The sequence below is a fragment of the Amycolatopsis plumensis genome, from assembly GCF_042652605.1.
GTDB lineage: Bacteria > Actinomycetota > Actinomycetes > Mycobacteriales > Pseudonocardiaceae > Amycolatopsis > Amycolatopsis plumensis.
In genome coordinates this window covers 4,343,774-4,357,062 of sequence record NZ_JBHSJY010000001.1, presented here as the reverse complement: position 1 = coordinate 4,357,062, position 13,289 = coordinate 4,343,774, and the positions used below count along the sequence as shown (strand labels likewise).

12 protein-coding genes are annotated in these 13,289 nt (G+C 71.2%); 3 read left to right on the top strand and 9 right to left on the bottom strand.

Features of this window, described 5'->3' with window-relative positions; all coding sequences use genetic code 11:
• Positions 1-9 precede the first annotated feature (9 nt).
• Positions 10-2,496, top strand: a complete 2,487-nt coding sequence (locus tag ACFPLC_RS21125) for a DNA gyrase/topoisomerase IV subunit A (RefSeq protein ID WP_191315462.1) — start codon at positions 10-12, stop codon at positions 2,494-2,496.
• A gap of 21 nt (positions 2,497-2,517) precedes the next feature.
• Here the strand turns inward: ACFPLC_RS21125 and ACFPLC_RS21120 are convergent, their stop codons facing one another.
• The 9 genes from ACFPLC_RS21120 to ACFPLC_RS21080 all read right to left on the bottom strand — a co-directional run bounded on the left by ACFPLC_RS21120 (position 2,518) and on the right by ACFPLC_RS21080 (position 9,867).
• Complete coding sequence (locus ACFPLC_RS21120) at positions 2,518-2,757, bottom strand: hypothetical protein (protein ID WP_378200683.1); 240 nt, start codon at positions 2,755-2,757, stop codon at positions 2,518-2,520.
• Positions 2,758-2,853: 96 nt separating this feature from the next.
• Positions 2,854-4,122, bottom strand: a complete 1,269-nt coding sequence (locus tag ACFPLC_RS21115) for a ThuA domain-containing protein (RefSeq protein WP_378200686.1) — start codon at positions 4,120-4,122, stop codon at positions 2,854-2,856.
• A 29-nt stretch (positions 4,123-4,151) separates the two neighbouring features.
• The gene (locus ACFPLC_RS21110; RefSeq protein ID WP_378200688.1) at positions 4,152-5,978 is read right to left on the bottom strand and encodes a glycoside hydrolase family 3 protein; all 1,827 of its coding nucleotides are present in this window, start codon (positions 5,976-5,978) and stop codon (positions 4,152-4,154) included.
• 116 nt (positions 5,979-6,094) lie between these two features.
• The gene (locus ACFPLC_RS21105; RefSeq protein ID WP_378200691.1) at positions 6,095-6,598 is read right to left on the bottom strand and encodes a YbaB/EbfC family nucleoid-associated protein; all 504 of its coding nucleotides are present in this window, start codon (positions 6,596-6,598) and stop codon (positions 6,095-6,097) included.
• The gene (locus tag ACFPLC_RS21100) at positions 6,595-6,978 is read right to left on the bottom strand and encodes a YbaB/EbfC family DNA-binding protein (RefSeq protein WP_378200694.1); all 384 of its coding nucleotides are present in this window, start codon (positions 6,976-6,978) and stop codon (positions 6,595-6,597) included. The genes ACFPLC_RS21105 and ACFPLC_RS21100 overlap by 4 nt, the downstream gene beginning before the upstream one ends.
• Positions 6,979-6,981: 3 nt before the next feature.
• Positions 6,982-8,112 (bottom strand): C40 family peptidase, encoded by a 1,131-nt coding sequence (locus tag ACFPLC_RS21095; RefSeq protein WP_378200697.1) that lies wholly within the window; start codon positions 8,110-8,112, stop codon positions 6,982-6,984.
• Positions 8,109-8,438 carry a hypothetical protein gene (locus ACFPLC_RS21090; protein ID WP_378200700.1) on the bottom strand — a complete coding sequence of 110 codons (330 nt, stop codon included), beginning with the start codon at positions 8,436-8,438 and terminating at the stop codon, positions 8,109-8,111. Before ACFPLC_RS21090 ends, ACFPLC_RS21095 begins: the two co-directional genes overlap by 4 nt.
• Positions 8,439-8,547: 109 nt before the next feature.
• Entirely contained in the window at positions 8,548-9,294 is a 747-nt protein-coding gene (locus ACFPLC_RS21085; RefSeq protein ID WP_378200849.1) for a DsbA family protein, read from the bottom strand.
• A gap of 66 nt (positions 9,295-9,360) precedes the next feature.
• The gene (locus ACFPLC_RS21080) at positions 9,361-9,867 is read right to left on the bottom strand and encodes a MauE/DoxX family redox-associated membrane protein (RefSeq protein ID WP_191315472.1); all 507 of its coding nucleotides are present in this window, start codon (positions 9,865-9,867) and stop codon (positions 9,361-9,363) included.
• 87 nt (positions 9,868-9,954) lie between these two features.
• On the opposite strand from ACFPLC_RS21080, the gene ACFPLC_RS21075 reads away from it, so the two are divergent.
• Both ACFPLC_RS21075 and hrpB read left to right on the top strand, forming a co-directional pair.
• Positions 9,955-10,785, top strand: coding sequence for a glutamate ABC transporter substrate-binding protein (locus ACFPLC_RS21075; RefSeq protein ID WP_378200702.1), 831 nt, complete (start codon positions 9,955-9,957; stop codon positions 10,783-10,785).
• Complete coding sequence (gene hrpB / locus ACFPLC_RS21070; RefSeq protein ID WP_378200705.1) at positions 10,782-13,166, top strand: ATP-dependent helicase HrpB; 2,385 nt, start codon at positions 10,782-10,784, stop codon at positions 13,164-13,166. The genes ACFPLC_RS21075 and hrpB overlap by 4 nt, the downstream gene beginning before the upstream one ends.
• The last annotated feature ends 123 nt before the right edge of the window (positions 13,167-13,289 follow it).

Below are 13,289 nucleotides of genomic sequence, written 5' to 3'. Positions count from 1 at the left end.
AGTTCTGCCGTGGCACGCCGCAAGGGCACCACCACCAAGGTCGATCCCAGCGCGTTCGACTCCCCCGGTGCGCACGTCTTCGACAACTCGCTCAAGACCGAGATCGAAGACTCCTACCTGGAGTACGCGTACTCGGTCATCCACTCGCGCGCCCTGCCGGACGCGCGCGACGGGCTGAAGCCGGTGCACCGCCGGATCCTCTACTCGATGAACGAGAACGGCTACCGGCCGACGCACGCGTACGTGAAGTCGTCGCGCGTGGTCGGCGACGTGATGGGCAAGTACCACCCGCACGGTGACGTCGCGATCTACGACGCGATGGTGCGGCTGGCGCAGGACTTCTCGCTGAACGTCCCGCTGATCGACGGCCACGGCAACTTCGGCAGCCCGGACGACGGCCCGGCCGCCTCGCGGTACACCGAAGCGCGGATGTCGCCCGAAGCGATGCAGCTGGTCGGCGAGCTCGGCGAGGACACCGTCGACTTCCGGCCGAACTACGACGGCTCGCTCGAAGAGCCGTCCGTACTGCCCGCGGCGTTCCCGAACCTGCTGGTCAACGGCACGTCCGGGATCGCGGTCGGGATGGCGACCAACATGATCCCGCACAACCTCGGCGAGGTCATCGCCGCGGCGCGGTGGCTGATCACCCACCCGTCCGCGACGCTCGACAAGCTGATGGAGTTCGTGCCCGGCCCCGACCTGCCGACCGGTGGCAAGCTGCTCGGCCTCGACGAGGTGCGCCGCGCGTACGAGACCGGCCGCGGCGTGGTCCGGATGCGCGCGAACGTCGAGACCGGCCCCCTGGAAGGCAGCCGCGGCCGGCAGGCGATCACCGTCACCGAGCTGCCGTACGGCGTCGGGCCGGAGAAGGTGATCGAGAAGATCACCGACGAGGTCAACAAGTCCAAGCGGCTCACCGGCATCGCCGACGTCAAGGACCTCACCGACCGCGAGAACGGCACGCGGCTGGTCATCGAGTGCAAGGTCGGCGTCAACCCGCAGGCCCTGCTGGCCGACCTGTACCGGCTGACGCCGCTGGAGCAGTCGTTCGGCATCAACAACCTGGTGCTCGTCGACGGCCAGCCGCAGACCCTCGGCCTCAAGGAACTCCTCGAGGTCTTCCTGCGGCACCGCTACGACGTCGTCACGCGGCGCACGAAGTACCGGCGCCGCAAGCGCGAAGAGCGCCTGCACCTGGTCGACGGCCTGCTGATCGCGCTGCTGAACATCGACAAGGTGATCAAGCTCATCCGCGAAAGCGAGAACGCGCAGGCCGCGAAGGACGGCCTGATGACGCGCTTCAAGCTGTCGGAGATCCAGGCCACGTACATCCTGGACACGCCGCTGCGCCGGCTCACGAAGTACGACCGCCTCGAGCTCGAGTCCGAGCAGGAGCGGCTGCGCGAGGAGATCGCCGAGCTGACCAAGATCCTCGACGACGAGTCGGTGCTGAAGAAGCTCGTCTCCTCCGAGCTGGCGAAGATCGCGAAGGACTTCCCGACCGAGCGCCGCACCGCGCTGATCGACGGCGACCTGAAGGAGGTCCTGGCCGCGTCGAAGCCGTCCGGGCCCCTCGAAGTCGCGGACGACCCGTGCCAGGTGATCCTGTCGGCGACCGGCCTCGTGGCGCGTACCGCCGCCGAGTCCGAGGAGGCGACGGAGACGCGTCGCCGCAACGGCCGCGTGAAGCACGACGCGGTGGCGGCGCTGGTGCACACCACCGCGCGTGGCCAGGTCCTGCTGGTGACCAGCCGCGGCCGGGCGTTCAAGACGGACGTGCTGCCGCTGCCGGTGCTGCCCGAGCAGGCGGGCACGGTCTCCCTGCGCGGCGGCATGGCGGCGAAGGAGCTGGTGCCGCTGGAGAAGGGCGAGACGGTCGTCGGGATCGCGCCGCTGGGCGAGCAGGCGGCGGGCTCACCGGGCCTGGCGCTCGGCACCCGGGGCGGTGTCGTGAAGATCTGCTCGCCGGAGTGGCCGGTCCGCTCGGACGAGTTCGAGGTGATCAGCCTCAAGGACGGCGACGAGGTCGTCGGCGCGACCTGGCTGACGGACGGCTCGGAGACCCTGGCGTTCGTGTCGTCGGAGGCGTCCCTGCTGAAGTACGCGGCGTCCCTGGTCCGCCCGCAGGGTCTGAAGGGCGGCGGCATGGCGGGCATGAACCTGCCGTCGGGAGCGTCGGTGGTGTTCTTCGGCGCGGTCCGCACGGACGACGACGAGCACGGCGAGCCCCTGGTGATCACCGCGACGGGCCAGAGCGTGAAGGTGACGCCGTTCAGCGAGTACCCGGCGAAGGGCCGCGCGACCGGCGGCGTCCGGGCCCAGCGGTTCCTCAAGGGCGAGACGGCGTTGCGCGTGGCCTGGATCGGCCCCCGCCCGGCCGGAGCGGCGCGGAACGGCGACCCGGTGGAGCTGCCCGAGATCGACGTCCGCCGCGACGGCTCGGGCCACGCCCACCCCGGCCCGGACGTGGTGGGTCACCTCATCGAGCGCGACTGACGCCGGCCGGGAGCGGAAGCGTCACCGACGCTTCCGCTCCCGCCGGAGCAGCCAAAGCCAGAGGCCCGCGAAGAACAGCCAGGCCAGCACCGCCCGGACCGCCGCGCCGACCAGGTACTCCGTGGTGAAGTCCCACCGGTGGAGACCGGCCTTCGTAAGCAGGTCGACGCCGAACGCGATAACGAGCAGCAGGAGAAACGGCCACCACAGCAAGGTCCGCAGGTAGCCGCGCCGCTTGATCTTTTCGGCGTCGATCCTCACACCGGTTCCCCTCGCGTCCCCATGCCCTCCATCATCGTCCCCGAGCCTCGTGAGTGGTAAAGCGGGTTAGAACCCGCCTTACCACTCACGACCCGGTCAGGCGACCTTGAACGACTGGGCGGCGCTGCCGCTGCAGGCCGCCTGGACCAGCTGGACACTGTCCGCGGTGGACGATCCCGGCACGGTCAGGCACTTGCCGCTGTGGCGGGCGACGAAGTGGTAGTAGCCGCCGCCCTCGGAGACCGGCTGCCACTGCTGGTTGCCGCCGCCGCTGTAGGACCACAGCTGCAGGCCCGCGTTGTCCGCCGTCGAGACGTCCGTGACGTCGATGACCTCCGCCGCGTTCGTGCGGTTGTTGATCCGGTCGTAGCCGCCGCTGGTCGGGGCGAACTGGTACTGCTGGGCCGTCGTGCCGTTGCACGTGTACTGCTGGATCACCGTGCCGTTCGCACTCCCCGCGGCGCGGGCGTCGATGCACTTGCCGGACGCCTTGTTCGTCACGGCGTACCAGGCCGCGGAGTCGATCGTGCCCGGGTCGGTCGGGACGGTCGAACCGCCGCCGAGCCACTTGAGGCCGTCGAGCACGAACCGGTTCTGGTCCGCGCTCTCGAACGTCGACGACAGCGCGGTGTTCGTCTCGTAGTTCATCGCGTTGTGGCCGAAGTTCGCGTAGAGCATCTTGTAGTTCTTGTTCGTCCACGCGATCGGGTAGTAGCCGCTGTACCAGGTCTGGTTCGGGTCGGTGCCGATCGGGAACGTGGACTGGTCCATCGACGCCAGGATCGAAATGTTCGGGTTCTGCCGCAGGTCGTTCTGCCACGCGTACCACTCCGACGTCGACGACCGGATCGTCGCGGGCAGGTTCGCCGTCGACGGGTGCGTGCGGTTCTCGATCCGCAGCGTTTCCGGCGTCGGGCCCCACGTGTTGGACGTGAACCGGCCGGTACCGAGGAAGTCGTTGTGGAACCAGTTCGCGTACGACGGCGTCGAGCTGTCGTTGTAGGCGGTGACGTGGAAGCCGAAGAACCCGCCCCCGTTCTGCATGTAGTTCTGGAAGCCCTGGAACTGCGCGGCCGACTGCGGCTGGTCGTCGAGGAACAGGACGACGTCGGCGGTGGCCTTGGTGAGGCTGGTGAGCCGGTTCCAGTCGGTCGTGGCGGTGTAGGTGAACCCGTTGGCCGCCGCCTGCTGCGGGAACCAGACGTTGGCTTCCTTCTCGAAGCTGATGTGCGCGGCGTCGTAGTTGCCGCTGTAGAAGGCCAGCACCTTGAACGGCGTCGCGGCCTGCACGGGCGGGGCACCCAGCGAGAGTCCTAGGCAGGCGGCGAAGAAGGCGAGAATCCTGAGCAGGGGACGGCGGGGCATGCGTGAACCTTTCCGGTGGGGGACGGGGATCACCAGTGGCGCGGGTAGTGCAGGCCGTAGCCGAGGGGGAACAGCGCGGGCTTGCCGTCGCCGGCGTTGATCGGCTGCTGGTCGGCGCTGCGCATCCAGGTCACCGGCAGCTTGCCGGTCGGGTTGTAGTCGCCGAAGAGGACGTCGGCGACGCCTTGGCCTTCGCTGCCCGGCAGCCACGACTCGACGAGCCCGGCCCAGTCCGGCAGCTGCGCGGCGATGTCGAGCGGCCGCCCGGACACGAGCACGACCACCGTCGGCACGCCGGATTCCTTCAGCTTCTGCAGCGTGGCGAGGTCGGTGGCGTCCAGTCCCATTCCTTGTGGACGGTCGCCCTTGCCTTCCGCGTACGGCGTCTCCCCCACGACCGCGACGGCGACGTCGTAGCTGGAGTCGATCCCCGTGCCGTCCTTGGCGAAGGTGACGTTCGCGGACTTCTGCCGCAGGCCCTGCAGGATGGTGGTGCCCGGGATGACCGGGCCGCTGGTGCCCTGCCAGCCGACCGTCCAGCCGCCGGACTGGTTGCCGAGGTCGTCGGCGTTCTTGCCGGCCACGAAGATCTTGCCCCGCTTCGAAAGCGGCAGGACGTGGTTCTCGTTCTTCAGCAGCACCTGCGACTCCCGCACGGCCTGGCGGGCGAGGTCGCGGTGCGGCTTGCTGCCGATCGTGTTCAGGAACCGCCGGTCGGTCAGCGGGTGCTCGAACAGGCCGAGCTCGAACTTCTTGGTGAGGATGCGGCGGTTGGCGTCGTCGATCCGGGCCATCGGCACGCGGCCCTGCTCGACGAGCGTGCGCAGCGTGTCGATGAACTTCTGCCACTCGTAGGGCACCATCACCATGTCGATGCCGGCGTTGATCGAGGCCTCGACCTCTTCCGGGGTGAACCCGCTCTTGCCGTCGATCTTGTCGACGCCGTTGTAGTCCGAGACGACGATGCCCTTGAAGCCGAGTTCCTTCTTCAGGACGTCGTTGATCAGGTACGAGTTCGCGTGCAGCTTCACGCTGTTCCAGCTGCTGTAGCTGATCATCACCGAGCCGACCCCGCGGCGGATCGCGGCCTGGAACGGCGGGAGGTGGATCGCGCGCAGCTCTTGCTCGCTGATCTCGGTGTTGCCCTCGTTGACGCCGCCGGTGGTGCCGCCGTCGCCGACGTAGTGCTTGGCGGTGGCCATGACCGAGCCGGGCCGGTCGAGCTCGCGGCCCTGCAGCCCGGTGATGATCGACGTCATCTGCGTGGCGAGCTGGGGCACCTCGCCGAAGGACTCGTAGGTCCGGCCCCAGCGGTCGTTGCGGGCGACGCACAGGCAGGGCGCGAAGTCCCAGTCGATCCCGGTGCCGGAGACCTCTTCCGCGGTGGCGCGGCCGATCTTCTCGACCAGCCGCGGATCGCGCGTCGCGCCGAGGCCGATGTTGTGCGGGAAGACGGTGGCGCCGTACAGGCCGTTGTGGCCGTGGACGGCGTCGACACCGTAGACGAGCGGGATACCGAGCGGCGTGGCCAGCGCGGCCTTCTGGAAGCCGTCGTACATGTCGGCCCAGGTGACGGGCGTGTTCGGGGTGGGCTGCGAGCTGCCCCCGGAGAGCAGCGACCCGAGCCGTCCGGTGGTGACGTCGGCGGGGCTCTTCACCCCCAGCCGTTCGGCCTGCATCATCTGGCCGAGCTTGTCGTCGAGGGTCATCCGCCCCAGCAGGTCGGCCACCCGCACCTTGACCGGCCGCCAGGAGTCCTTGTAGGCCGGGCCGTTCCCGGCGAGCGCGGGCGTTTCCGACGCCACCAGCAATCCCAGGGCCAGCGCGCCGATGCCCAGCCTGCGTCCGAGGCGCATCCGGGTCCTCCTCGTCGAGAGACCAAAATTCACGCCTTGGATTAAGACACAGCGGCAGGCGGCTGGTCCAGACCTCTCAACGAACTCGGTTACCGCTCACCGGGACCGCGGGCTGCTCAGCGATCCGAGCGCAGCGAAGCCGGGTCGAAGGACTCCCAGTAAGCGTCCTCGTCCTCGGCACTCCGGGCCGGAGCCACCGCAGGCTCCGCAGACGGTGCGGAACCCAGCCGCTCGGCCCGCAGCCGCTGGAACTCCTCGACCGTCATCCCCGGGTCGTCGTCCTCCGCGCGGGCCGGCGCGGGCAGGCCCGTCATCTGCTCGATCATGAACGTCATGTCCTCGCCGAGCAGCAAGGCCACCTTGTTGTAGCCGTCCTGCGTCGCCTCGCGCATGGCCGCCTGCGCGATCTCGACCACCAACGGCCCCAGCCGCTCGCCCAGCTCCACCGCCGAGGGGGCCAGCCACAACCGCAGCAGCTTGCCGCGGGCGTCCACCGTCACCTCGACCTGCCCGTCGCGGTCGTGCGCCGTGCCGGAAGCCGAAGCCAGGAGCTCCTCCACCCGGGCCATCGCCTCTTCGCGGGCCCGGGCCTGGGCGATCAGCTGGCGGGTCGTGATCACCGCGCTCCCTCTCCGTACGAATACGTCTCGGCGTCCGGGTCGTCGTCGGGGATCGGTTCGTAGCCCAGGGTTTCCAGCTGCTCGCGATCGACGGCGGCGGACAGCGCGTGGTACATCCGGTCGCCCGCCCGCCGGGTCGCGCGCTGGGCCAGCTCGAAGATCCGGTCGGCGAGCACCGCCGACCCCTGCCGCAGCGCCGAGCGGTGGATCGACAGGCCTGTCAGCAATCCGCCCGGTGCCACCTGGACCTCGATGCCGTCGGCCGCGGCCTTGCCCACCACCGGACCCGAGCGCTCGAGGCGGGCGGACACCTCGGCGCCCGCCCGCGCCGCCTGCTCGGCGATCCGCGCGGACGCCAGGTCGACGTCGAATTCAGCCACAGCTCACCCCGTGGGCCGGTAGAAGCCGATGAACGACTGTCCCGCGTTCGTGGTGCGGATCTTGCTGATCTGCACCGGGTCGCCCGCCTCGATCATCTGGCCGTCGCCGATCACCATCGCCACGTGCCCGGACCACACGACGAGGTCGCCGGGCAGCAGCTGGTCGATCGAGGGCACCTCGGCCCCCACCGTCTGCTGCGCCGCGGTGCGCGGCAGCTGCAGGCCCGCGTCCTGGTACGACGTCATGGTCAGCCCGCTGCAGTCGAGGCCGACGCCCCGCGCGGTGCCGCCCCACACGTACGGCACGCCGAGCTGCGAAAGCGCGTTGCGCACGGCCTTGGCCGCGGTTTCGTTCGGCGCCATGACCTGCTTGCCGCCGGGCAGGTTGATCGCGACGCCGCTGCCGGGCTGCGGCGGGATCGCCACCGGCAGCCGCGGTTTGTGGACGGCGCCGCCGCCTCCACCACCACCGCCGCCGCCCCCACCGCCGCCGCCTCCGCCGTCCGAACCGCCGGAGTAGCCGCTGTTGCTGTTGAACGACGAACCGACCTTCGTCGAAGACGCCGAAGAAGCCGACGTCGACTGCTCTTCGCCACCGAGCCGGGTGCCGATGGCGGTCAGGTCGTTGATCGTCTGCTCGCTGAACGTCGCGGCCTGGCCGGTGAGCTGGCTGATCTTGGTCTGCAGCTTCATCAGGATGTCGCGCGAAGCGGCGCCGCGGCTCTCGGGCGGCTGGATGGTCTTCACCGCTTCCAGCGCCTTCATCGACGCCGCGATCTCCTTGATGATCTGGTCGCGGACCTGGTCGTTCTTGATCTCGCCGACGTGCAGCGTCTCGGCCGCCTCCGCGACGGCCTTTTCGATCTCGGCGCTCTCGTCGAGGAGGTCCTGGACCTCCTTCTCCAGGCTTTGCGACGTCGCCGTGGCGCGGTCGGTCGTCGAGCCGGAGGTGGCCGAAGCCAGGTTGACGCGCTGCTCCGAGGCGACATCGCGCGTGCGCCCCACGGACGTCTGTAAGGCGTAGTGCGCGTCACGGGCGCCGCTGATGGCGGCCGGGTCGTGGCGCAGCTTCTGCGCGAACTGGTTCGTCGTGTCCAGGTGGTGCCGGACGAGCTGGTCGGTGTGCTCGGTCACGAATCGCCGCCCAGCCGTCGGATGACGTCGTTGTGTTCGCCCTCGACCGCCGCGTAGTTGCGGTCGGTCTGCCGGGCGGCCTCGCCGACCTGGCGCCAGCCGCCGCCGACGCGGTGCATCTTCTCCTGCAGCGCGCGCATCCGGCCGCTGTAGGCGCCGGAGAAGCCGGACTCGCCGCCCATCTCGGAGAAGCCGTGGCCGCCGAGCGTCACGTGCGGCCCGACGTGCTTGTCGGCCGCGCCCTTGACGTCGTCCCCGAGCGGGTCGACTTCGCGCGCGTACCGCGTGTACGCGCCGTCATCGACGTGAAAACCCGAACCGTCCACTGGCCCTCCCTGTCACCGGAGGTGCGACGCGCACGCGGCACCCCCGGTTCCCCTGGTGCGGGATCAGCCTAGTCCAGAGTCCGCACCCGGGTGGGCGAATTGCCCGGAGTCAGCCGGTGACCTTGGCGAGCCAGGACGGGTCCTGCCAGGACACGATCGAGCCGTTCGCGGTGACCGTCGGCGTGCCGAACCCGGTCTGGCCGCCGCCGAAGTCCTGCGCCAGCTTCGGGTCGTTCTCGATCTGCTGGAACGCCGTGTTCAGCTGCTGGTCGTAGGTGCCGGCGTCGACGGTCTGCGCGAACGCCGGATCGGTGATCCCGACGTTCTTGCCGAGCTCGATCAGCTGCGCCTTGTCGTAGCCGCGCTTGCCCTCCTCGGGCTGGTTGGCGAACAGCGCGTCGTGGAACTGGAGGAACTTGCCGGCGTCGGCCGCGGCCAGCGCCGCGTTCGCCGAGTCGAGCGAGTAGCCCGGCGGGCTGGAACGCTGGTTGAGCAGCGGCACCATGTGGTAGCGCACCTGCAGCTTGCCGTCGTTGATCGCCTGCTCGATCTGGCCCTTGTACTGCTTCTCGAACTCGCCGCAGATCGGGCAGAGGAAGTCCGCGTAGACGTCGATCGTGGCCTTGGCGCCGGCCTTGCCGACGGTGACGACCACGCCGTCGCGCTTCTGCGTGACGTCGCCCGCCAGCGCGCTCGACGACTTGCCGGCGTCGATGGTCTGGCCCTCGGTCTTGTTCCGGTCCGAGATCGTCCAGATCACCCCGCCGATCACGAGCAGGACCACGACGACCACGGCCCCGATCCCGATGATCCACTTCCGCCGGTCGTCGGAGGCCCCCCTGGCCTGCGCGACCACGTTCGAACCGGCCTGCGCCGCCTGACGGCGCTTCCGAGCGGTCCGCTCAGCTCCACCCACTGTGTATCAGTTCCCTTCCGCGATACCCGAGTAGTCGTGCCCGGGTTCGCCCGAGTTCCCGCGACCTCGCGCCAGCCAGCCGTCGAGGGACAGCCAGGTGCGCGGGCGCGCCAGCAGCCACACGGCCAGCAGCGCGAACCCCGTGTCGCGGAGGATCTCCTGCGGGTACTCGGTCTGCCCCGCCGCCACGTGCCCGCCGCCGCCGAAGCACCCGCAGTCGATGCTCAGGCCGCGCGCCCACGATTGGGCGATCCCGGCGATGAGCACGAGCAGCAGCCCCAGCGCGGCCGCGGCGGCCCACCGGGTCGCCAGGCCCGCGAGCAGCAGCAGCCCGAGCACGAGTTCGACGAGCGGCAGCGCGATGGCCACCACGTTTTCGAGTGCGTCCGGCAGCACCTCGTACGCCTGCACGGCGATCAGCGTCTGGCCGGGATCCGCCAGCTTGAGCGCACCGGAAACCAGCCAGACGGCCGCCAGCCCGAGCCGGGCGAGCGTGCCGACGGTGTTCAGCACGGGTTGGGACGGTCGCACCACGCACTTAGGCTAACGGGGGGACCTGAGAACAACGTGAGGCAGGACAGCAGCGGAGGGAGCGGCCGGATGCGGTGGCGCACGCTCCTCGGCTCGGCGTTGCTGCTGGTCACCGCGTCGGCCTGCGGTCCGAAGCACGTGTCGCCGAGCGACTCGCTCGTCACCCGGGCGAGTGCCACGGATCACCTGACCATCGGCATCCGGTTCGACGCGCCGGGGCTCTCGGAGCACACCGTCGACGGCCGGTTCGTCGGGTTCGACGTCGATGTCGCGACTTTCGTCGCGAGTGAGCTCGGCGTGGCCAAGAAGGACATCACCTGGCGCGAGACGACGTCGGCGACGCGGGAGACGGACCTCACCTCCGGCGCCGTCGACCTGGTCGTGGCGAGCTATTCGATCACCGACAAGCGCAAGCAGGTCGTGTCGTTCGCCGGCCCGTACTTCACCACCGGCCAGGACCTGCTGGTGCGGCGGACGTCGGCCGACATCGCCGGGCCGGAGGCGCTCAACGGCCGACGGCTGTGCTCGGTCACCGGGTCGACGCCGGCGCAGCAGGTGAAGGACAAGTACGCCCAGGCCGTCCAGCTGGTCGAGTACCCGCGGTACTCCGACTGCGTGACCGCCCTGCTCGCCGGGCAGATCGACGCGGTGACCACCGACGCGGTGATCCTGGCCGGCTACGTCGCCCGCGACCCGGAGCTGCTGAAGATCGTCGGGAAGCCGTTCTCGAAGGAGAACTACGGCATCGGCCTGCGCAAGGACGACACGCAGGGGGTGTCCGCGGTCGACGACGCGATCCGGAAGATGATCTCCTCCGGAGAATGGCTGCGCTCGCTCAACGCGAACATCGGCCCGTCCGGCTACCCGCTGCCCCCGCCCCCCGAGGTCACGCCGAAGTGAAGCTGCCCGACCTGCCGGTCCGGTCCGTGCTGCCCGACGTCGTCGCCGCGCTGGACGCCCGCGGTGCCGCGGTGCTCGTGGCGCCGCCCGGCACGGGGAAGACGACGCTGGTCCCGCTGGCACTGGCGGCGGACGGCGGCCGGGTCGTGGTGGCCGAGCCGCGGCGGCTGGCGGCCCGCGCGGCGGCGGCGCGGATGGCCGCGCTGCTGGGCGAACCGGTCGGCGAGACCGTCGGGTACGCCGTGCGCGGCGACCGGAAGGTGTCCGCGCGGACCCGCATCGAGGTCGTGACGTCGGGGCTGCTGGTGCGGCGCGTGCAGGGCGACCCGGAGCTGCCGGGCGTCTCGACGGTGCTGCTCGACGAGTGCCACGAGCGGCACCTGGACGCGGACCTGCTGCTCGCGCTGCTCCTGGACGTCCGGGCCGGGCTGCGTGAAGACCTGCGGCTGCTGGCGACGTCGGCGACGGTCGCGTCCGGGCGGCTCGCGGCCCTGCTCGGCGACGCCCCGGTGGTGACGGCGACGGCCCGGACCTACCCGGTGGAGTTCTCGTACGTCCCGCCCGCGCGCGGCGAGCGCGTCGAGGCCTGTGTCGCGCGGGCGGTGCGGACGGCGTTGTCCGACGGCGACGGCGATGTGCTGGCCTTCCTGCCCGGCGCCGCGGAGATCGCCCGCACTGCGGGACTGCTGCGGCAGTCCGGATTGGACACTGTGGACGTCCTGCCGCTGCACGGCCGCTTGTCCGCGGCGCACCAGGACGACGCGCTGCGGCCGCGCGACCGGCGCCGGGTGGTGCTGGCGACGGCGGTGGCGGAGTCGAGCCTGACGGTGCCGGGCGTGCGCGCGGTGGTGGACTCGGGCCTGGCGCGCGTGCCCCGGGTCGACCACCGGCGCGGCCTGCCGGGGCTGGCGACGGTGCGGGTTTCGGCCGCGGTGGCCGCGCAGCGGTCCGGCCGCGCGGGGCGCGAGGCGCCGGGGCGGGCGTACCGCTGCTGGGCCGAGCACGAGCAGGCGACGCTCCCGGCGTACCCGGAGCCGGAGATCCGCACGGCCGAGCTGGCCCGGCTGGCACTGGAGCTGGCCTGCTGGTCGACGCCGGACGGCAGCGGGCTGGCCTGGTGGGACCCGCCCGGTGAAGGCGCGCTGGCGGCGGCCCGGGCGCTGCTGGTGACGCTGGGCGCGACGGACCCCGCGGGAGCGGTGACCCCGCGCGGGCGCCGGATGGCCGAGCTCGGCCTGCACCCCCGGCTGGCGCGGGCGTTGCTGGACGGGGCTTCGGAAGTGGGCGCGCGGAACGCCGCCGAAGTGGTGGCACTGCTCGATGCCGGCGGAACGCTGACGGACGTGGCCGCGGAGCTGCGCCGCCTGCGCTCGGCCGGCGACGAGGGCGCGCGCCGCTGGAAGCGGGAGGCCGACCGCCTCGCCAAGCTCGTCACCGGTACGGGAAAGCCCGATCCCGCCCTGGTCGTCGCCCTCGCGCACCCCGAGCGGCTCGCCAGACGGCGGCCCGGTGGCGCGCCCGTCTACCTCATGGCCGGCGGCACCGCCGCCGAACTGCCGCCCGGCAGCGGCCTCGACGCCGAGTGGCTGGCCGTCGCCGAAGCCACCCGCGATCCCGGCCGCGTCCACGGCACCATCCGCCTCGCCGCGGCCGCCGACGAAGCCCTCGCGGTCCGCGCCGGCACAGTGTCCGAAGTGGACGAAGTCACCTGGGACGGCGATGTCGTCGCCCGGCGGGTCCGCAAGCTCGGCGCCATCGTCCTGTCCGAGAAACCGCTGCGCGAAGCCGACGTCCGCGACGCCCTCGTCGCCGGCCTGAAATCCGAGGGACTCGGCCTGCTCAAGTGGAGCCAGGACGCGACCCGCCTGCGCGAACGGATGGCGTTCCTGCACCGCGTCCTCGGCCCGCCGTGGCCCCCGGTCGACGACGCCGCCCTGCTGTCCGATGTGGACAGCTGGCTGGACCTCGGGACCGCCCGCCGGAGAGCCGACCTGGCGGCGATCAACGCGGGCACCGCCCTGAAGGCCCTGCTCCCCTGGCCGGAAGCGGCGAACCTCGACGACCTCGCCCCGGACCGCCTCGAAGTGCCGTCGGGGTCGCACATCCGCGTCGACTACCGCGGCGACCAGCCCGTCCTGGCCGTCAAGCTCCAGGAGACCTTCGGCTGGACCGAAACCCCGGTGCTCGCCGGCGTCCCGGTGGTGCTGCACCTGCTCTCCCCCGCCGGCCGCCCGGCCGCGATCACCGCCGACCTCGCGTCCTTCTGGACGTCCGGCTACCCGGCCGTGCGGGCCGACCTGCGCGGCCGCTACCCGAAGCACCCCTGGCCGGAGGACCCGGCCGCCGCCGTCCCGACCCGGCACACCCGCCGCCGCGGCTGATCCCCGGAAGGGCCCGACCACAAATGATCTTCGCGGACTTCGGCTGCATTCCCGCTCTGTATCGAAACGGTTCCCTTCGGTAACGTGGAACACCCCGCGCGCGACTTCGTGGGGCGGCGCGGG